The sequence below is a fragment of the Dietzia sp. DQ11-71 genome (assembly GCF_014144995.1).
GTDB lineage: Bacteria > Actinomycetota > Actinomycetes > Mycobacteriales > Mycobacteriaceae > Dietzia > Dietzia kunjamensis.
The window spans coordinates 1-19,652 of record NZ_JAALDT010000296.1 but is presented as its reverse complement, the minus strand read 5'-3'; the positions used below and the strand labels follow the sequence as shown (position 1 = coordinate 19,652).

The window sequence follows — 19,652 nt, the reverse complement described above, 5'->3', positions numbered from 1 at the left end:
TCAACTCCGCTGTCCGAAATCGACGCGGCAGGTCACTCGGTGTCCTCTTCGGAAATCGCGATGCGCGCAGGGGCCATGAACGCTGTTCGAGTCAACAAGTCCCCGATCGATACACGTGTGGCCAGGTTCAGCTCTAGTGGTGTGACACCTGAGAGATCGGGTTTCATGGCAGTCCTTGCTCGTTCGTGTTCGGCGACGGGGAATGTTCTGCCACCGTCATGAGCTGGCCTGGCCACAGTCAGTTGTGTGGTCAGGACTGATCATCGCTGCACCGCCGTGCCGTCGTCAGTCCAGGACTTTCGCAGATCCCGCTTGATTACCTTGCCTGTAGCGGTCCGCGGGAGCGCATCGAGGAAAACAACAGTGCGGGGGCACTTGAACGCGGCCAGCCGCTGGCGGGTCCAGGAGATCAGCTCTTCGGCCTTTATGTCGGCGCCTGGCGTACAAACAACGACGGCGGCGACGGACTCTCCCCAGCGCGGGTCCGGACGTCCGATCACCGCAACTTCCGCCACATCAGGGTTCTGGTAGAGCACCTGCTCGACCTCGGTGGCGTAGACATTTTCGCCGCCGCTGATGATCATGTCTTTCTTGCGGTCGACAATCGAGTAGTAGCCCTCGTCATCCCTGCGCGCGAGGTCACCTGACAGGAACCACCCATCTTTAAGTACGTCTTCGGTGGCTTCGGCGTTGTTCCAGTAGCCAGCAAAGACGTTCGGGCCGCGGATCGCGAGCTCGCCGGTCTCCCCGGGGTCCACATCCTCGTCCATCTCGTTGACAATCCGCAGATCCACGTGCACTACTGGTTTTCCGATCGAACCAGCATGGTCAACGACCTCATCTCCGTTAAGGGCCGCGACAAACGGGGCGGTCTCGGTGAGACCGAAGCCCTCGACGAACGTCAACCCGCGTTCGCGCATGGCATCGATGAGAACGATCGGGCAGGGCGCACCGCCGGACAGGACGTACCGCAGAGAACCGAGGTCGCGCCTGTCAATGGTGGGCGAGACGTCGAGCGCCGCCCACATCGCAGGGACGCAAAATGCGAGCGTGGGACGGTAGCGATCGACGGCATCAAGCCACTGCTCGGGAGCGAATGACTCCATGATCACGGTCGTCCCGCCCGCGTAGAGCAGTGGAAGTGTGAAGATGCCTAGCGCACCGATGTGGAAAAGCGGGGCAGCCGCGAGATTGATGTCGCGCGGGGTGAGCCCTTCCCCGGCGAGGGTGAAGTTGTTAATGGCGTTCCACAGGATGTTGTCGTGGGTGAGCATGGCCCCCTTCGGGAGGCCGGTCGTGCCGGAGGTGTACATCAACATGCCGAGGTCATCGCGATCGATGTCCTCTTCGACGCGGTCGGTGTCGCCAGCGCTCACCATGTTCTCGTAGGTCGAGCTCACCGAGTCTTTACGTTGGGCCGCCGACGGAATCTCGATTTGTTCCCGCACGGGGGTCCCAGCGACGGCGTCACGGACCGTCTCGGATGTCTGGGTCGAGGTGAAGACGATTTCCGCGCCTGAGTCCTCAAGAATGAATCGGATTTCGGGAGGCGACAGTCGATAGTTGACCGGCACGGAGATCGCGCCCAGCTTGGCAACGGCACATAGGACCTCGAGCATGTGTGGACTGTTCAGCGTGACCAGGGCGACCCGGTCCCCTTTGGCCACGCCCATGCCGCGCAGCACATCCGCCAGTGCGTTGGTTCGCAGGTCAAGCTCTTCGTAGGACAAGCCCAGTCCCGTCTCGCCATCGAGCAGCGCGATGCGCCGAGGGTTTCGGAGTCGATGCAGCGAAGGCCAATTGCCGAAGCCGTTGTCCATGAACACATCCAATCGGTCACGAAAGTAGGGCAATCTTTTCCGGCGATGGCCGGTGTGATCGAGACCACTGTAAGTCGCAGACCGAAACTAAGCAAGCATGCTTGCTTAGGTTTATCGGTTGTGCGATGGTTTCAGTGATAGCGCCGATGATCACCAGGCTGAGCCGATGTGCTCCCCGTCGTCGGCTTCTTGCTATCAAGCACACTGACGAAGGGATCGACCTGGCATGGCCTCCCCTACCGCACCGTCTTTGAGGGTCGGGAACTGTTCCGGCTTCTACGGTGACCGCTTCTCGGCGATGAGAGAGATGCTTGGCGGCGGAGAACTTGACGTTCTCACCGGTGACTATCTCGCCGAGCTCACCATGCTGATCCTCGCCAGAGACCGGGCGAAAGATGCCAGCACCGGGTACGCAAAGACCTTCCTCCAACAGATGGAGGAATGCATGGGTATAGCGCTTGATCGTGGCGTGCGCATCGTGGTCAATGCTGGAGGGGTCAATCCCGCAGGGCTGGTGCAGGCACTGCAGACAATCGCCGACTCGCTTGGCCTCGCACCGAGCATCGCGCACCTGTACGGCGACGACGTCACCAGCCGTTCGACAGAACTCGGACTGGGCAGCCCGCTGTCGGCGAATGCCTACCTGGGAGGTTTCGGTATCGCGCGTTGCCTTGCGGCGGGTGCCGACATCGTGGTCACCGGTCGGGTCACCGACGCATCGCTTGTTGTCGGGCCTGCGATCCACCACTTCGATTGGGGCAGGGAGGATTTCGACGAACTCGCCGGAGCGACTGTCGCGGGTCATGTCATCGAGTGCGGCACGCAGGCCACCGGGGGAAATCTCTCTTTCTTCAGGGAGATCCCCGACCTGATGCGACCGGGCTTTCCGATTGTCGAGATCGAAGCCGATGGCAGCAGCGTCGTCACAAAGAACCCGGGAACCGGTGGAGCGGTCACCGTCGATACGGTGACCGCCCAACTCCTATACGAGGTGACCGACGCCCGGTATGCCGGGCCGGACGTCACCACCCGTCTCGACTCCATTGCCCTGTCTCAAGAGGCACAGGATCGCGTACGCATCAGCGGCGTCCGGGGCGAAGCTCCACCACCGGAGCTCAAGGTCTCACTTAACAGCATCGGCGGGGTTCGCAACGAAGTCAGTATCATACTTACCGGCTTGGATATCGAGGCCAAAGCCGACCTAGTTCGCCGGCAGGTCGAAGACGCACTGCCCGCAAGACCTCGAGAACTGTCGTGGGAGCTGGTCCGAACCGACCGTACCGACTCCCCCACGGAACAATTGGCGAGCGCCCGTCTGACCGTGGTCGCACGCGACGACGATCGCGAGAAAGTCGGACGAAAGTTCTCCAACTCGGTCATCGAAATCGCGCTCGGGTCAGTCCCGGGTTTCCACACGACGGCGCCGCCGTCGGCCGGCAGTACCTACGGGGTGTTTACTCCGGGCTACATCACACAGGAGGACGTCGATCACACCGCAGTGCTGCCCGACGGAAAACGAATCCCGATCGCGGCACCCGAGGTGACCACCGACCTCGTTCCCGCTCACACCGATCACCGAGCGGCGGACGACGGCGGCGACGCGGCCTCGTCACACCCCGATTACTGGGGGCCGATGCGCCGGCTACCGCTGGGGACGATCGCCGGCGCTCGCAGCGGAGACAAGGGCCCCAACGCAAACATCGGGGTCTGGGTGCGCGACGAGGCTGCCTTCGACTGGCTTGCCGAGGCCCTGACGATCGAGCAGCTGCGACGCATGCTGCCGGAGTGTGCGGATCTGGAGGTGACCCGCACCGTGTTACCCAATCTTCATGCCGTCAATTTCGTCCTCGCCGGAATCCTCGGCGAGGGCGTCGCATACAATGCCCGCTTCGACCCGCAAGCCAAAGCACTGGGTGAATGGTTGCGCTCCCGCACTATTGACATCCCCGAGCTAGTTCTTACGGAGGCAGACCAGTGAGCGCCAACCCGTGGCAATCGGACGAGATCACTTCATTGCGATCCACCGCGCGCGACTTCGCACAAAGAGAGATCCTCCCGCACCTGGAGGAATGGGAGCGTGCCGGCGAGATCCCCCGGGTACTCCACCGCAAAGCCGGAGCATTGGGCCTGCTCGGCCCTCAATTTCCCGAACACGCTGGCGGTGGCGGCGGGGATCTGCGTCACCAGGTCACCGTCTGCGAAGCCCTGCACGAAGCCGGCTCCTCGGGCGGAGTCCAAGCCTCCTTACTCACCTGCTGGATTTCAGTGCCGCACATCGTCACTGCGGGCGACCAGTGGCAGATCGACACCTGGGTGGTACCCACCCTCGCCGGCGACCGGATCGGAGCGTTGGCCATCACCGAACCCGGCGGCGGTTCCGATGTCGGGCACCTGCGCACCACAGCCCGACGAGATGAAGACCACTTCGTCATCAACGGCTCAAAAACCTTCATCACCTCTGGGTGTCGCGCTGACTTCGTCGTCGCAGCGGTCCGCACCGGCGGACCCGAGCGGCGCGGCGCGTCCGGCGTATCGCTGATCGTCATCGACACCGACACACCCGGCTTCTCCGTGAGCCGAAAGCTCGAAAAGATGGGATGGAACGCCTCGGACACCGCCGAACTGACGTTCGACGACGTTCGGGTCCCCGTGAGGAACCTCATCGGGCCAGAGAACGCGGGATTCGATTTGATCTCTCAAGCGTTCGTCTCCGAGCGCGTCTTCTTGGCGGCACAGGCCTACTCGGGCGCGCAGCGCGCACTCGAACTGACCGAACAATGGTGCCAGGATCGAGTGACCTTCGGCGAACCACTCATCAGCCGTCAGTCCGTACAGAACACCCTGACAGAGATGGCCCGCCGGATAGATGTCGCCCGGACATACTGCCGTGCCGTCGTCGATGCCGATATGCGAGGCGAAGACGTCATCGCGCAGGTCTGCTTCGCGAAGAACACTGCGGTGGAGGCCGGCGAATGGGTCGTCGACAGGGCAGTGCAGCTGTTCGGCGGACTCGGCTACATGCGCGAAATCGAAGTCGAACGGCAATACCGTGACATGCGCATTCTCGGTATCGGCGGAGGCACGTCCGAAATCCTCACCGCACTTGCAGCCAAACACTTGGGATACCGATCATGACCATGCTGAACAGCACACTTGACTCACGCAGCAACGATTACCGGGTGGCACTCGATTCCATGATCGAGAAGCTCTCCGGCATCGAAGAGGAATTGACCGCGGTACTCGCCGGCGGCGGGGAGAAGGCCGTCGCCAGGCACCACGACCGCGATAAATTCACTGCTCGAGAGCGGATCGAGCTCCTCGTCGACCGGGACACACCGTTTCTGGAGCTGTGCCCTCTCGCCGCATGGGGTTCGAAGTTCACCGTCGGCGCCGCTGTTGTCTCCGGCATCGGTGTCGTCAGCGGTGTCGAGTGCATGATCGTTGCCAACGACCCGACTGACAAGGGCGGTTCACTCAATCCGTGGTCGATGCGCAAGATCCTCCGCATGGGCGACATCGCGCGACAGAACCGCCTTCCGGTCATCAATCTCGTGGAATCGGGCGGCGCCGATCTGCCCACCCAGAAGGACATCTTTGTCCCCGGTGGGGCGATGTTCCGCAACCTCACTCAACTCTCTGCCGAGGGGATCCCCACGATCGCGCTGGTCTTCGGCAACTCGACGGCCGGAGGAGCGTACATCCCCGGCATGAGCGACCATATCGTGATGATCGAGAACCGATCGAAGGTGTTCCTCGGAGGTCCCCCACTGGTCAAGGCGGCCACGGGAGAGATCACCGACGACGAGTCGCTCGGCGGAGCGGCCATGCACGCCAAAGTGTCCGGCTTGGCCGACTACTACGCTCTCGACGAGCAAGACGCGATCCGCATCGGCCGCCAGATCGTGTCACGACTCAACTGGACGAAGTCCGGCCCGGCCGTGTCTACAGAGGTGGTGTCCCCCCTATACGACGAGGCTGAGCTGCTCGGCATCGTGCCACCAGATCTGAAAATCCCGTTCGACCCGCGCGAGGTGATCGCCCGGGTCGTCGACGGTTCCGACTTCGACGAGTTCAAATCCCGATACGGCACGTCGCTGGTCACCGGCTGGGCACGCATCCACGGGCATCCCGTCGGCATCCTGGCCAACGCCCGCGGTGTGCTGTTCTCGGAGGAGGCGCAGAAAGCGACCCAGTTCATCCAACTCGCCAATCGATCGAACACGCCACTGTTGTTCATGCACAACACCACCGGGTACATGGTGGGCAAGGAGTACGAACAAAACGGCATCATCAAGCACGGCGCAATGATGATCAACGCCGTCTCCAACTCGAAAGTCCCGCACATCTCCTTGCTCCTCGGTTCCTCCTACGGCGCGGGCCATTACGGGATGTGCGGACGCGCTTTCGATCCACGATTCGTGTTCAGTTGGCCGACGCTCCGCTCGGCCGTCATGGGCGGAACGCAACTCGCGGGCGTGATCTCCACGGTTAGCCGGGCGTCGGCGCTGGCCCAGGGCAAGGAATTTGACGAAGAAGCCGACGCCGCGGTCCGCGCTGCCATCGAGGAACAGATCGACTCCGAATCGTTGCCGGCCTTCTTATCCGGCCACCTGTACGACGACGGTGTCATCGACCCCCGAGACACCCGCACCGTCCTCGGATTGAGTCTGTCCGCCATCCACAGCGCACCGATCGAAGGCACCACGTCCTTCGGCGTCTTCCGAATGTGAGCCCGCAGTGAACACCCAGCACACCCCTGTCAGTACGCCATCAGCGTCGACCGCAACGACCGTGCTCGTCGCAAACCGCGGGGAGATCGCCCGCCGGATATTTGCCACCTGTCGACGTCGTGGACTCGGCACCATCGCTGTGTTCTCCGACGCCGACGCAGACAGCCCGTTCGTCACCGAAGCCGACGCCGCGGTCCGGCTTCCGGGCTCGACACCGACCGACACCTATCTTCGCGGTGACCTGATAATCAAGGCGGCACTCGCCGCCGGAGCAGACGCCATCCACCCGGGTTACGGTTTCCTGTCCGAAAGCGCCGGGTTCGCACGGGAGGTGCGAGCGGCTGGACTGATCTGGATCGGCCCAACGCCGGAGAGCATCGACCTCATGGGGTCAAAGGTCGAGTCCAAACGGATCATGGCAGAGGCAGGGGTGCCGGTCTTGGGACGTCTCGACCCGGCATCCATCACCGAAGCTGAGCTGCCCGTGCTGATCAAGGCCTCGTCGGGCGGGGGCGGCCGGGGAATGCGAATCGTGCGAGATCTTGCGAACCTACCGGCCGAGCTGTCGTACGCGGCGAGAGAAGCGGCGTCCGCATTCGGCGACGACACCGTGTTCTGTGAGAGATACATCGAGGCGGGCCGCCACATCGAGGTTCAGGTGATGGCCGACATGCACGGAAGCGTGTGGGCGGTCGGCGAGCGTGAGTGTTCTATCCAAAGACGCCACCAGAAGGTGATCGAGGAAGCACCGTCCCCGCTAGTCGAGCAGATCGGCGCAGCCATGCGTGCCCGACTGTACGATGCCGCCCGCACCGCCGCAGAATCCATCGGTTATGTGGGCGCCGGTACCGTGGAATTCCTCGCCGACAACGACGGTGAATTCTTCTTCCTGGAGATGAACACGCGACTGCAGGTCGAGCATCCTGTCACCGAGTGCACGACGGGACTGGACCTCGTCTCACTGCAGATCGACGTCGCGAACGGAGAGCCTCTAAGTGGTGGAGAGCCGGCCACAGTCGGCCATTCGATCGAGGCCCGCCTCTACGCCGAGGATCCGGCGCGCGACTGGCAACCCCAAGCCGGCCCCGTCCATCGCTTCTTGGTTCAGGAGACCGCAACCGAGTTCGCCGTACTCACCTCGCCCGGCCTGCGGCTTGATTCCGGGGTAGTCGACGGCGACGAGGTCGGGGTGCACTACGACCCCATGCTCGCCAAGGTAATCTCGTTCGCCCACTCCCGCCCGGAAGCCGCCCGCATTCTCGCCACTGCACTGGCCCGTGCCCAGGTTCACGGGCTGCGTACGAATCGGGACCTGCTCGTGCGGACACTGCTCCACCCTGCATTCCTCGCCGGCGAGATCGACACCGCCTTCTTCGACCGTCACGGGCTCGCCACTCTCGCTGCCCCACTCGCCTCCCTTGAGACGGAGCGGCTCGCCGCCATCGCTGCGGCGATCGCGGTCGCCACCGGCGAGCAAGAATCAGCTCCGATGGGCATCGCGGCCCCCCTAGGCTGGCGCAATGTCGGCCACCCTTTCCAGTCGCGTGGTTTTCGCACGGAGACCGACGAGTACGAGATCAAGTACCGGCTCGACCGTTCCGGAATCGTGCTGGCACCGGGCAGCGTCCCCGAGTCGATAGAGACAATTCACGTCGTCTCGGCAAGCCCCACCCGCGTACGGATCGAGGTCGACGGCGTGGTCTTGCCTTTCGACGTCGCCCGCTACGGTGGGGGGAGTTCGGGCGCGAACGTGCTGCACGTGGACACGCCGCGCGGCGCAGTCGCCCTGTGCGAAACCGCTCGCTTCATCGATCCCGCGCAAGCGGTCGCAGAGGGCTCTCTGCTCGCCCCGATGCCCGGCGCCGTAATCCGAGTTGCGGTCAAACCGGGTGACCTCGTCGAAAAGGGGCAGCCAATTCTATGGATCGAGGCGATGAAAATGGAACACTCCGTCACAGCTGCCGTCACAGGTGAGGTGAGCGAGGTGCTCGTCAGTCAGGGCGACCAAGTCGAAGTGGACGCCCCCCTCGCCGTGATCACCGCATCCGATGAAGAGGCGGAGGCGACATGACCGTCACTGGCCCGCTGGTCCGGGCGGAACGCGCCGGCGGAATAGCAACGCTCACTCTGGACTCGCCCCACAATCGCAACGCACTATCCGAACGGCTTGTGGACGAACTCCTTGCCAGCTTTGCCGTGGCCGCCCAGGACGACGCGGTCCGAACAATCGTGCTGACCCATACAGGCGGAACGTTCTGCGCCGGCGCCGACCTGGTCGACGCGTCAGTCACCGACGGAGGGGTGGATCCTGCACGTCGCCGCGCGGAGCAGACCACGCAACTGATGCACAGCATCCTCCGAGCCCCCAAACCCGTCATCGGACGGATTAACGGGCACGTCCGGGCTGGCGGTATGGGACTGGTCGCCGCCTGCGACATAGTCGTCGCCGGCCGCAATTCAACCTACGGTCTCACCGAATCGCGCCTCGGACTGGCTGCCTCGGTAATCTCTCTGACAGTGCTGCCGCGCATGACCTCGCGCGCGGCGTCGCACATGATGCTAACTGGCTCAACAATCTCCGCCGAGGAAGCACTGACCAACGGACTGGTCACCGAAGTCGCGGAGGAGGTCGATACTGCCGTCGACACACTGTGCGCTGCATTCGCGACATGCTCACCGCAGGGATTGCGCGAGTCAAAACAGCTGGTCAATTATGAGATACTGGCCGAGTTCGAACGGTCAACTGATCGAGTCATCGAACAGTCAGTCCAACTGTTCCACAGCGTAGAAGCCGGGGAGGGAATGGCAGCCTTCTTAGAAAAACGTCGCCCGTGGTGGGCAGAATGACCGCAGACTACATCTCTCGGGAGGACAGAAACAAACTGACCCGCCAGAAACTTCTCGACACGACGGTTGAGTGCCTTATGTCGCACGGTTGGGCCATGACCACAGTCGGCCTCATCGCGGAGAAGGCGGGCATCAGTCGAGGTGCACTGCAACACTATTACCGCACCCGGGAAGACCTCATCACGGCCGCCCTCGATCACATGTGGTCGGCCAGCGCCGACCACATCATGGGAGAGCTCCGCGACCCGCCGGAAGGTGTCAGTCGCGAACAACACGTCGTTGATCTTCTCTTCGGGCACTACTCCGGTTCAGTGTTCAAATCCGCCCTCCAAGTATGGACAGCGGCAGCGGCAGACCCCGACCTACGAGAGCGTGTCGTACCGCTCGAAGCCAAGTTCGCCCGAAGTGCCCATTCCATGGCTGTCGAACTATTGAACGCCGACGACTCCGACACTCGAACTCACCGACTCATCCAGCTAACCCTAGACATTGCACGTGGCCTCGGCCTCGCAGACACACTAACCGACGATTCGAAACGTCGCCGCGCCCTCGCCCGGACGTGGGCCGAGGAGCTCCGGACGATCAAAACTCGGACGGACGCTTAGCCAGACCCGGCTCACGGACTGAATGCACACCTGCCTGCATCGGTCCTGCTGCCAGCTCCCGATTCCGCAGCGGCCGGACCCGCCGCTACAGCGATGGGAACCGCCACTGAACATTGACAATGCCACCGGCGCGATTCGCGACATCGCCAATGCTGCTCGCACTACGTGTAACACCAGCAACTAAGCAGGCCACGCCGACATCCAGACGTTATGACAAGTAGACGATGCCGAGTATCCCGCGAACTCGACCCCTCCCCGAGCGGGCCAAATGGCAGGTGGATCAGCAGAGGAACCTAACGAGCTATCCGATTGCTAGTTGGTGGCGACTGCGCCTTCCGTGATTGCATCGCGCAGCACGTGCTTGAGAATCTTCCCCGAGGGGTTACGCGGAATGGGCCGGGTGATGAGCTCGCGCGGAAGCTTATAACCCGCAATGTACTGGGATCCGTACTCGCGGAGTGACTCCAAGGCGACGTCGCGGCCCTCAACCGGGGTGACGACGGCGATGATGCTCTCCCCGAACATCTCGTCCGGCCGCCCGACGACCGCCACATCGGCCACGTCCGGGTGGCTGGCGAGGGCCTGTTCGACCTCCACCGAGTAGACGTTGCGCCCGCCCGTGATGATCATGTCTTTCATCCGATCAACGATTGTGATAAACCCGTCAGCGTCCCGGACCGCCACGTCGCCGCTGTGCAGCCAGCCGTTGCGGAGCGCATCCATGGTGGCCTCGGGTTTGTTCCAGTAGCCCTTCATGATGGTCTCGCCTCGGTAAATGATCTCCCCGGGCTCGCCGACCGCGGTGTCGTTGCCCTCGTCATCGACGATCCGCGTCTCGGCATTGGTGATGGACATCCGTCCGGTGGCATCCGGGCGGGCGCGTACTTCGTCCGGGGTGAGGAAGATTCCGGTCGGGCCGCCCTCGGTCTGGCCGCACAGCTGGAAGAACTGCACGTGCGGCAAGGTGGCGAGCAAGCTGGTCGCCGCGTTCGGCGGCATTGGTGCGGCGCCAAAGAAGCCCAGCCGCCATGCGGACAGATCGCGCGTGCCGAGTTCGGGGTACTGCAGCAGCATCTGGTACATGGTGGGCACGCCCAGGAACACGGTGATGCGGTGCTTCTCCAGCGCATCCAGGACCGCCTTGGGCTCGAACGCTGGCAGCACCACGTGAGTGGTGCCCAGGCTGAACCCTGACATCACGAACAGGACCAACTCCGCGCAGTGGTACATCGGCGCGACGTGCAGATTCCGGTCGAAGCTATTCATGCCGAGTGCGGAAACCGAGTTCCCCACCCACAGCATGCGGTGGTGGTCGAACAACGCTCCCTTGGGGCGCCCGGTCGTGCCTGAGGTGTAGAGGATGATGCAGTCGTCGTCCTCGATGACCTCCGCCTCCGGCGCGGTGGTCGGCATGGTGTCTGCGAGCCGCGCGATGCCCTGCGCTGCGGCCTCGTCCAGCACCAGGCTTTGCGGCGCGGACGGCAGCGGATCGAGCTCGTCGAGACCGGCCACCACCACCGCGAGCTCCTCGGAATACAGCAGCACCGTCGCACCGGAGTCCTCGAGCAGGTAGCGAAGTTCGCGGGCCGGCACGCGAGGGTTGAGAGGCACAGCGATGGCCCCCAGTCGGAACGCTCCGTACAAGCCCAGGACGTACGCATCGGAGTTCGGGCTCAGCAGCGCCACCCTGTCGCCCTTACCGACTCCGAGCGACGCCAACGCATGCGCGTACTGATCGGTCCGGGCCGCAAGCTGCTCATACGAGTAGATGCTCTCGCCGAAGATCAGTGCAGTTTTGTCCGGGTGCCGACGGGCATTGAGCGCGAGGGCGCCTCCGAGAGTGGCCATGGTGACTCCTGAGGTGTTGAAGACTCCGGGATCGGACATGTGACCCCGGACACAGCCGAAACTGTAACCGCCAGCGCGGTGCTTGTACAAATGTTCAGTGAAGCCGGAAACGCGGCTCAGGTGGCGGGCCCGGGGAAACGATCGACAGCTCCACCCTCGGACACGCTCACGCCGAGTTCGGGCTTGCTGTGCCCCTCGGTGTGAGTGAAGGTCCCGAGGTGAGTCCAGACGGCATCGACCAGCGGCTGCAGGAACAGCCGGCCCATCTGGTTGATCATCACGTCGACCACCTGGACGGAATCGGCGCGACCTCGCGAGGCCGCGCCAGTCTCGCGCATCGCAACGACCTCCCGGTGGGTGAGTTCGGTAAGTCGCTCCAGCAGTTGCCCCCGCCGGCCACCGGGTTCAAGTAGCGCCTGTCGGAGGTAGTTGACCACCTCCGGGTTTCTGACCAGCATTTCCGCGACGGACTCGTTCCGGACGCGAGCGATTTGTTCGCCGGCCCCATCGGTCGGGGCAGAAGCAAGGGCCGACGCGAAACGTTCCACGACGATCTGCTCCACAGCCTCGCGGAGGCCGTCTTTGGACCCGTAGTGATGAACCACCAGCCCGACGGTCACCCCGGCGGCGGCCGCGACTGCCCGCATCGGTGTGCGGTCCTCGCCGTTGGCCGCGTAAAGCTCGAGAGCGGCGTTGCGGATTCGCGCTTTGGCGGTGAGGTCTTGGTCGTCGAAATGCTGGGCGGGGCGGTCCACGCGGCCTCCCTTCCGTTGATAAACGAGTCTACGGGGACGCGCCAACCGTTAGCGCTATACGATGGCTAAGTTTACTGACCGCTTGTATAGTCACCGAAATGAGTCTTCGATCGCTCCGACCCCTAGTCGGCATACAGGTCGTCTCATTGGCTACCAACCTGCCCGGTCCGCTAGCCGTAGCAGGCCTTAGTGACCTCGGCGCCGCGGTGATCAAAGTGGAGCCGCCGGCGGGTGACGCCTTGGCCGTGGCCGCGCCCTCCTGGTACGCAGAACTGACACAGGGGGTGGAGGTCCGTCGGGTCGACCTCAAGAGTGGTAGCGGCCCGGAGGAGCTGACCAGGCTGCTCGATACGGCGGACGTGTTGGTGACCGCCATGCGCCCGTCAGCGCTTCGCCGTCTCGGCCTCGGCAACCTCGGCGACCGCTTCCCGCGGTTGTGTCATGTGGAGATCGTGGGCTACGACGGCGCCGACGAGGAAGTCGCGGGCCACGACCTGACATATCAGGCAAGATACGGCACCATCCGACCGCCACACCTGCCGCTGGTCCCGGTCGCCGACACCATCGGTGGGGAGCGGGCCATCTCGGCCGCCCTGGCCCTGCTGCTGGCGCGGGGACAGCACGACTCCGGTGGACATCAACGCATCACTCTCGACGCGGCCGCGTACGACTCCGCGGCCGCCCTCCGACACGGACTGTTCGGCGATGGAGCACCACTGGGCGGGGCTCTGCCCTCCTACAACATCTATGCCACCGCCGACGGCCATATCGCTCTGGGGGCACTCGAGCCGCACTTCGAGGTCCACATCAGAGAGGTACTCGATTGTGACGGCACATACGCCGCCTACGCCCGCGCCTTCAGCGCGCACCCCACGGCCCACTGGGAGGATCTGGCCGCGCGCCACGACATCCCGCTCAGCGCCGTTCGCCATGCCCGGCCGGCCACAGCGCAGACCACCCACGCGCTCACGGCGACCACCACCCGACCACCCCGAGGAAGGACCCAGTCATGACCGACTCCCCCCAGCCCCGTAGCTTCCGCACCACCCGCGAGGCCGTGATCATCGATGCCGTCCGGACACCGGTCGGCAAGCGCGGCGGGGCGCTGGCCGCCTGGCATCCCGCCGATCTGCTGGGGGCCACCCTCAAGGAACTGGTTCGCCGCAGTGATGTGGCGCCGGAGAAGATCGACGACGTGATCGCCGGATGTGTGATGACGCACGACCAGCAGAGCTCCAACATCGCCCGCCATGCAGTGCTCTCCTCCGGCCTGCCCGATTCGGTGCCGGCAGTGACCGTGGACCGACAGTGCGGCTCGGGGCAACAAGCTGTGGCATTTGCCGCCCACGGTGTGGAGGCGGGGTCCTACGACCTCGCCATCGCATGCGGCGTGGAGTCGATGTCGCAGGTGGCACTGCCGTCGTCCCTACAGCCCGGAGCCCCGCTCGGCCCGCAGTACTCCCCCCGGGAACTGGCCCGCTACGACGGCGGACTGCTGGTGCAAGGCCCGTCCAGTGAGCTGATGAACACCCGCTTCGACCTCAGCCGAGAGGAACTCGACGCGTTCAGCCGCCGGAGCCACGAGCGGGCGCTGGCCGCCACCCGCGACGGCCGCTTCGAGACCCAGCTGGTTCCGCTGCGCCGCGACCCGCTCGATGACTCCAGCGAGCCCGTTACCGCGGATGAGGGGATCCGGGCCGAGCTCGACCCGGAGAAGATGGCGTCCCTGCGGACAGTGTTCGCCGAGGACGGCAAGACCACCGCAGCCAACTCCTCCCAGCTCAGCGACGGCGCCGCCGCACTGCTCATCGCCGACCGCGAGTTCGCCGAGGCCAACGGGCTCACCCCCCGCGCCCGCTTCGTGGTCCACGCGGTCGCGGCGGCCGATCCGATCATCCAGTTCACCGCAATCCTCGAGTCCACCCGCAAGGCCCTTCACCGGTCGGGGCTCACGGTGGACGACATCGACCTGTTCGAGGTCAACGAAGCGTTCGCCGGCGTGCCGCTGATGTTCCAAAGAGAGTTCGGCGTCCCCGACGACAAACTCAACGTCAACGGCGGCTCGGTGGCCGTGGGCCACCCCCTCGGATCCACCGGCGCCCGCATGATGACCGACCTGCTGACCGAGCTCGAACGCACCGGCAGCCGATACGGACTACAGACCATCTGCGAAGCCCACGGCACCGCTAACACCACCATCATCGAACGCCTCTGACGAGTCCCGTCCGTCCCAGCCACCGTCCCAGCCCCACTGAGGAGCACCACCATGACGTCCCGCCCCATCGTCACCGGTCTGCCGTCGACACACGGTGACAGTTATCAGCTCAACACCACGACCCTGCTGCGGCACTCCACCCGGACCTACCCCGAGCAGGAGATCGTATTTCGCACCGTCGACGGGGGCTGGGACCGCTACACCTACGCCGACATGTTCGAGCGGGTCGGGAAGTCAGCCCACGCGCTGACCGGGCTGGGTGCCGGGCCCGGAACGGTGGTGGGAATCCTGGATTGGAACTCTAAACGCCATATGGAGCTGTACTGGGCGATTCCCGGTATCGCATCGGTGATGCTGCAGATGAACCTGCGCCTCGCCCCGGTGGACCTGGCATATGTCACCGACCACGCCGAAGCCTCGATCGTGCTGGTCGACGAGTCCCTACTGCCCGTGGCTGAGGCGCTGGTCGAGCAGGGTGTCGGGGTGAAGACGTGGGTGGTCATGACGGACAAACCACTCTCGGAGATCTCCACCACCCTGCCCGGGGTCGTCCACTGGGAAGACGCGCTGACGGCCGCGGAACCGGGCTTCGACTGGCCAATGATCGACGAGACCTCGGCGTACAGCGCGTGCTACACCACCGGCACCACCGGCCGCCCCAAGGGCGTGTACTACTCCCATCGCGGGATCTACCTCCACACCCTCTCCGAGGCAGCGCAGTTGAAGATGGGTGACGACGACACCGTCATGATCATCACCCCGATGTTCCACGGCCAGGGCTGGGGACTGCCGCAGTCGGCCATCTACTCGGCCGCGAAGGTGGTGCTGCCCGGGCGGTATACGGCCGAGGACACCTCTGCGCTGGTTGACGCGATGATCTCCGAGTCCGTCACCGTGGCCAACGGTGCCCCCGCCATCTTCGAGCCGATGCTCGACTACATCCGGACACTCAAGACACGCCCGGACTTCAGCCGCGCCCGTCTGCTGTCCGGGGCGACCGAACCGTCGCTGACGCTCATGCGCGGCTTCCATGACCTCACCGGTGCTGACATCATCCACGCCTACGGCGCCACGGAGACCACTCCGCTGGTCACCGTCAACGCAGGCCTGAAGCACACGCTGCGGGACGTGCTCAGCGAGGACGAGAAGTGGGATCTCAAGCGGGCCCAGGGTCTGCTGGTCAACGGGATCGACATTAAGGTCGTCGGACCGGACGGAACCGAACTACCCCACGACGGTGTCTCCCAGGGCGAGGTGCTCATGCGTGGCCCGTGGATCATCGAGCGGTACCACAAGATGGAGGACAAGGGCGACGCGTTCGCCGACGGTTGGTGGCGCAGCGGCGATGCCGGCACGATCCGCTCCGACGGTTACCTCAAGCTGACCGACCGCATCAAGGACGTGGTCAAGAGCGGCGGCGAATGGATCTCCTCGATCGACATGGAAAATGCGATCGTCGCCCACCCACAGGTCCGCGAAGCCGCAGTGGTGGGGATCGAGCACCCCAAGTGGCAAGAGCGCCCGGTTGCGATCGTCGTCCAGGAAGACGGCGCCGATCTCGGCGTCGACGACATCCACGCCGTGTTGGAAGACAAGTTCGCCAAGTGGCAACTGCCCGACATCGTCATCTTCGCCGACGCGCTGCCGCGCACCAGCGTCGGCAAGCTGGACAAGAAGACGCTGCGCACCGACCACGCCGATCTCTACCGGGGAGCCGAGGAATGAGCGGCCAGAACGGACACGATGACGTGGTCCTCAGCGAACGACGCGGCGCCGTCGCGATCCTGCGCATCAACCGACCCGAGGCCCGGAATGCACTGAACGCCGCGGTGTTCGACGCCTTGAACAAGCACCTCGCCGAGCTGCGGACCGAGGACTCCGTGCGCGCCATAGTCCTGGCCGGCGCGGGCGGCGTGTTCTGCGCCGGAGCAGACATCACCGCGTTCGACGCCCTGCGCGCCGATCCGTTGATCGGGCACCGGCGGGCCTCCGGGGGGACCCTATGGGCCGACCTGGAAAACTTCCCCAAACCGGTGATCGCAGCCGTCGAGGGCCTGGCCCTGGGGGGCGGGCTCGAACTCGTCCTGGCCTGCGACACCAGCATCGCCGGCCAGGGTGCCCGCCTGGGATTGCCCGAGGTCAAGCTCGGCGTCATCCCCGGCGGCGGCGGCACCCAACGACTCATCCGGGCGCTAGGCAAACCTCGCTCCATGGCACTGCTACTCAGCGGTGACCTTGCCACCGGGACCGAAGCCGCCAACCTCGGCCTGGTGGGAAAGGTGGTCGACGACGACGAGGTCGTCGAACAGGCGATCGCCCTGGCGCAGCGGATCTCGGCCAACTCACCGCTGGCCGTGGCCCTGGCCAAAGACGCCGCCCTGGCCGCGCAGACCGGGTCGATAACCGCAGGGCTTGAGCACGAAAAGCGCAACTTCGTCTACGCGCTCGCCTCAGACGACAGCCACGAGGGCCAGGCCGCCTTCCTGGCCAAGCGTTCACCGAACTTCACCGGCCGCTAACCTGGCCCGACAAGGACAAGATCATGACCACCACCCTGTTCCCCGACCACCGCCCCACCTGGCAAACCGAGTCCCACGAGTTGCTACGGGACCACGCCCGCGCGTTCTTCGCCCAAGAAGTCACCCCCCGCCAGGCGGACTGGGCCCGGCAGGGCCACGTCGACCGCGAACTCTGGAACAGAGCCGGGGCGGCAGGCCTACTGCTCACCGACATCGCCGACGAGGACGGCGGCGGGGGAGGCGACTTCGGCCACGAGGCTGTAGTGGCCCAAGAACTGGCGTACGCGCACGACAGCGCGTTCGGCTTCACCGTGCACTCCACGATCGTCAGCCACTACATCAACGCCTACGGGACCGAGGAGCAAAAGCGCCGCTGGCTACCCGGGCTCGCCTCCGGCGAGAAAGTGGTGGCCGTCGCCATGACCGAACCCGGTACCGGCTCAGACCTGCAGAACGTCAAGACCACAGCGATCCGCGACGGCGACCACTACCTGGTCAACGGCGCCAAGACCTTCATCTCCAACGGCACCCACTGCGACTTGGTTGTCATCGTGGCCAAGACCGATCCAGCGGCCGGCGGCAAGGGCATCTCCCTACTAGTCGCCGAGGTCGACAATAACGTCGCGGGCTTCTCCCGCGGCGCCGTCCTCGAGAAGATCGGCATGCACGGATGGGACACCCGCGAACTCTTCTTTGACGACATGCGGGTACCGGTGGAGAACATCCTCGGCGAGGAGGGCTCCGGCTTCGCCGAACTCATGACCCAGCTACCGCGGGAGCGACTCATCATCGGAGTCGCCGGCGTAGCAGTGGCGGAGGCCGCAGTGATCGAGACCATCCGGTACGTCAAAGAGCGCGATGCGTTCGGCAAGAAACTCCTGGACTTCCAGAACACCCAGTTCGTACTAGCCGAGTGCAAGGCCGACGTCTACGCCGGCAAGGCGATGATCGACGACGGCATCCGCCGCCAGATCGACGGCACCCTCGACGCCGCCGGCGCCTCGATGATCAAGATGTGGGCCACCGACATGCAGTGCCGCGTGGTGGACAAGTGCCTACAGCTGTTCGGTGGCTACGGCTACATGATGGAATACCCCATCGCCCAGATGTACACCGCCTCCCGCGTGCAGCGGATCTACGGCGGCACCAACGAGATCATGAAGCTGCTCGTAGCCAGGTCGCTGTGAACGCCACGCCCCCGAGCCCGTCCGTCTACGCCGAAGACTTCACCCCGGGCCAGATCCACAAACTGGGAGATCACACCGTCTCCAAGGCCGAACTGGTCGATTTCGCCACCCACTGGGACGCACAATCGTTTCATCGATGAGGAAGCCGCCAACCAAGGGACACTTCCGCGGACTCATCGCCAGCGGGGTACACACCATCGCCATCGCTCAACGGCTGCTCACACAAACAGTGCTCAACCAATGGGCAGTGATCGCCGGGCTCGGATTCGACCGGGTCCGGTTCCCGGCGCCCGTCCGACCCGGGAACGTTCTCACTGGAACCGTCCGGATTGCCGAGATCACTCTCGACGGAACACGCGGACGAGTGAAGATGGAGATGCGGCTAACCGATCAGGACGACCACACCGTCCTCTACGCCGAACTGACCATCGTCATTTGGCGGAGAGAACAGGTCGCGACACCGTCCGGAGGCTTCAACTGACACACGGCCAGGACGTCATCCAAAAGAACGGTCCCGCACCTACATCGACGAAGCGACCTTCATCTCGGATCCGCAAGTCAGTTTGGGACGCGGTGACCCCACCTCACGACGGCGGCTGCAGAGTAGTCAGGCCCCCGTCCTAAAACCTCGTCCTTCGGCGCGGCATCCCCTATTCGACGGATCGGGCGCGTCCGCTAACGATCGTTATTGCTACAAGTGAACTCAAGCCTGCAGGATTTGGATACGCCGAGGTGGGCGGAAGCCTGGTCTGTAGCGGAACCCAGTCCCGGAATCTATGGTTCTTATCTACCCACTAGTGTCGCGTGTCGTTAGTTCCTAAATGCTTGGGTGTTTGGGAGAATGGGTCATGCCCAATAACCCGGCTCCGGCTTTGATTCTTCGTGATGGTGACCGCGAGGAGTTGGAGTCGTGGACGCGGTCAACGTCGATCCAATCGGGGTTGGCGATGCGGGCGCGGATTATCCTGCTCGCGGCGGAAGGTCAGGCGAACTCTCGGATCGCTGACCGGGAGCTAACGACGCCGACGACGGTGTGGAAGTGGCGAGGCAGGTATGAGGCGGATGGGATCGCGGGCCTGTTCGACGAGTCGCGCTCTGGCCGGCCGAAGCGGATAGATGACCAGAA

At 64.3% G+C, this 19,652-nt stretch carries 17 protein-coding genes; 14 read left to right on the top strand and 3 right to left on the bottom strand.

Annotated features, from left to right (window positions below; genetic code table 11):
• Positions 1–260: 260 nt before the first annotated feature.
• Complete coding sequence (locus G6023_RS10985; RefSeq protein WP_182635501.1) at positions 261–1,820, bottom strand: acyl-CoA synthetase; 1,560 nt, start codon at positions 1,818–1,820, stop codon at positions 261–263.
• A gap of 226 nt (positions 1,821–2,046) precedes the next feature.
• Between G6023_RS10985 and G6023_RS10980 the strand changes: the two genes are divergently transcribed.
• The 6 genes from G6023_RS10980 to G6023_RS10955 are packed head-to-tail and all read left to right on the top strand — an operon-like array spanning position 2,047 to position 10,002.
• The gene (locus G6023_RS10980) at positions 2,047–3,798 is read left to right on the top strand and encodes an acyclic terpene utilization AtuA family protein (protein ID WP_182635499.1); all 1,752 of its coding nucleotides are present in this window, start codon (positions 2,047–2,049) and stop codon (positions 3,796–3,798) included.
• Positions 3,795–4,955 (top strand): acyl-CoA dehydrogenase family protein, encoded by a 1,161-nt coding sequence (locus G6023_RS10975; protein WP_069389029.1) that lies wholly within the window; start codon positions 3,795–3,797, stop codon positions 4,953–4,955. Before G6023_RS10980 ends, G6023_RS10975 begins: the two co-directional genes overlap by 4 nt.
• A complete protein-coding gene (locus G6023_RS10970; protein WP_182635497.1) occupies positions 4,952–6,550 on the top strand; it encodes an acyl-CoA carboxylase subunit beta in 1,599 nt (532 codons plus the stop codon). Before G6023_RS10975 ends, G6023_RS10970 begins: the two co-directional genes overlap by 4 nt.
• 7 nt (positions 6,551–6,557) lie before the next feature.
• A complete protein-coding gene (locus G6023_RS10965; protein WP_069389031.1) occupies positions 6,558–8,621 on the top strand; it encodes an ATP-binding protein in 2,064 nt (687 codons plus the stop codon).
• On the top strand, positions 8,618–9,397 hold the full coding sequence (locus G6023_RS10960; RefSeq protein ID WP_083249598.1) for an enoyl-CoA hydratase family protein: 780 nt from the start codon (positions 8,618–8,620) through the stop codon (positions 9,395–9,397). The genes G6023_RS10965 and G6023_RS10960 overlap by 4 nt, the downstream gene beginning before the upstream one ends.
• Positions 9,394–10,002 (top strand): TetR/AcrR family transcriptional regulator, encoded by a 609-nt coding sequence (locus G6023_RS10955; protein WP_069389038.1) that lies wholly within the window; start codon positions 9,394–9,396, stop codon positions 10,000–10,002. The genes G6023_RS10960 and G6023_RS10955 overlap by 4 nt, the downstream gene beginning before the upstream one ends.
• 312 nt (positions 10,003–10,314) lie before the next feature.
• On the opposite strand, the gene G6023_RS10950 is transcribed toward G6023_RS10955, so the two are convergent.
• The gene (locus G6023_RS10950; RefSeq protein ID WP_069388656.1) at positions 10,315–11,850 is read right to left on the bottom strand and encodes a class I adenylate-forming enzyme family protein; all 1,536 of its coding nucleotides are present in this window, start codon (positions 11,848–11,850) and stop codon (positions 10,315–10,317) included.
• Between the two features lie 116 nt (positions 11,851–11,966).
• Positions 11,967–12,605, bottom strand: a complete 639-nt coding sequence (locus G6023_RS10945; RefSeq protein WP_069388657.1) for a TetR/AcrR family transcriptional regulator — start codon at positions 12,603–12,605, stop codon at positions 11,967–11,969.
• 98 nt (positions 12,606–12,703) lie between these two features.
• Between G6023_RS10945 and G6023_RS10940 the strand changes: the two genes are divergently transcribed.
• The 8 genes from G6023_RS10940 to G6023_RS10910 all read left to right on the top strand — a co-directional run.
• Positions 12,704–13,618 (top strand): CoA transferase, encoded by a 915-nt coding sequence (locus G6023_RS10940; protein WP_069388658.1) that lies wholly within the window; start codon positions 12,704–12,706, stop codon positions 13,616–13,618.
• Entirely contained in the window at positions 13,615–14,820 is a 1,206-nt protein-coding gene (locus G6023_RS10935) for a thiolase family protein (RefSeq protein ID WP_069388659.1), read from the top strand. The genes G6023_RS10940 and G6023_RS10935 overlap by 4 nt, the downstream gene beginning before the upstream one ends.
• Before the next feature lie 51 nt (positions 14,821–14,871).
• Entirely contained in the window at positions 14,872–16,545 is a 1,674-nt protein-coding gene (locus tag G6023_RS10930) for a long-chain-fatty-acid--CoA ligase (RefSeq protein ID WP_069388660.1), read from the top strand.
• A complete protein-coding gene (locus G6023_RS10925) occupies positions 16,542–17,339 on the top strand; it encodes an enoyl-CoA hydratase/isomerase family protein (RefSeq protein WP_069388661.1) in 798 nt (265 codons plus the stop codon). Before G6023_RS10930 ends, G6023_RS10925 begins: the two co-directional genes overlap by 4 nt.
• A 23-nt stretch (positions 17,340–17,362) precedes the next feature.
• The gene (locus tag G6023_RS10920) at positions 17,363–18,526 is read left to right on the top strand and encodes an acyl-CoA dehydrogenase family protein (RefSeq protein WP_069388662.1); all 1,164 of its coding nucleotides are present in this window, start codon (positions 17,363–17,365) and stop codon (positions 18,524–18,526) included.
• Entirely contained in the window at positions 18,523–18,666 is a 144-nt protein-coding gene (locus G6023_RS15985; protein ID WP_227022446.1) for a hotdog family protein, read from the top strand. The genes G6023_RS10920 and G6023_RS15985 overlap by 4 nt, the downstream gene beginning before the upstream one ends.
• Positions 18,663–19,007: a MaoC/PaaZ C-terminal domain-containing protein gene (locus tag G6023_RS10915; RefSeq protein ID WP_227022447.1), complete on the top strand. Its 345-nt coding sequence runs from the start codon at positions 18,663–18,665 to the stop codon at positions 19,005–19,007. The genes G6023_RS15985 and G6023_RS10915 overlap by 4 nt, the downstream gene beginning before the upstream one ends.
• A gap of 367 nt (positions 19,008–19,374) precedes the next feature.
• On the top strand, positions 19,375–19,652 hold a 278-nt coding region (locus G6023_RS10910), incomplete at its 3' end, for a helix-turn-helix domain-containing protein (protein ID WP_182635495.1).

Excerpts from the sequence above, each read along its gene's own strand:
- G6023_RS10985 (WP_182635501.1), bottom strand. The coding sequence starts at position 1,820 with ATGGACAACGGCTTCGGCAATTGGCCTTCGCTGCATCGACTCCGAAAC.
- G6023_RS10980 (WP_182635499.1), top strand. The coding sequence starts at position 2,047 with ATGGCCTCCCCTACCGCACCGTCTTTGAGGGTCGGGAACTGTTCCGGC.
- G6023_RS10970 (WP_182635497.1), top strand. The coding sequence starts at position 4,952 with ATGACCATGCTGAACAGCACACTTGACTCACGCAGCAACGATTACCGG.
- G6023_RS10960 (WP_083249598.1), top strand. The coding sequence starts at position 8,618 with ATGACCGTCACTGGCCCGCTGGTCCGGGCGGAACGCGCCGGCGGAATA.
- G6023_RS10955 (WP_069389038.1), top strand. The coding sequence starts at position 9,394 with ATGACCGCAGACTACATCTCTCGGGAGGACAGAAACAAACTGACCCGC.
- G6023_RS10950 (WP_069388656.1), bottom strand. The coding sequence starts at position 11,850 with ATGGCCACTCTCGGAGGCGCCCTCGCGCTCAATGCCCGTCGGCACCCG.
- G6023_RS10940 (WP_069388658.1), top strand. The coding sequence starts at position 12,704 with ATGAGTCTTCGATCGCTCCGACCCCTAGTCGGCATACAGGTCGTCTCA.
- G6023_RS10935 (WP_069388659.1), top strand. The coding sequence starts at position 13,615 with ATGACCGACTCCCCCCAGCCCCGTAGCTTCCGCACCACCCGCGAGGCC.
- G6023_RS10930 (WP_069388660.1), top strand. The coding sequence starts at position 14,872 with ATGACGTCCCGCCCCATCGTCACCGGTCTGCCGTCGACACACGGTGAC.
- G6023_RS10925 (WP_069388661.1), top strand. The coding sequence starts at position 16,542 with ATGAGCGGCCAGAACGGACACGATGACGTGGTCCTCAGCGAACGACGC.
- G6023_RS10920 (WP_069388662.1), top strand. The coding sequence starts at position 17,363 with ATGACCACCACCCTGTTCCCCGACCACCGCCCCACCTGGCAAACCGAG.
- G6023_RS10915 (WP_227022447.1), top strand. The coding sequence starts at position 18,663 with ATGAGGAAGCCGCCAACCAAGGGACACTTCCGCGGACTCATCGCCAGC.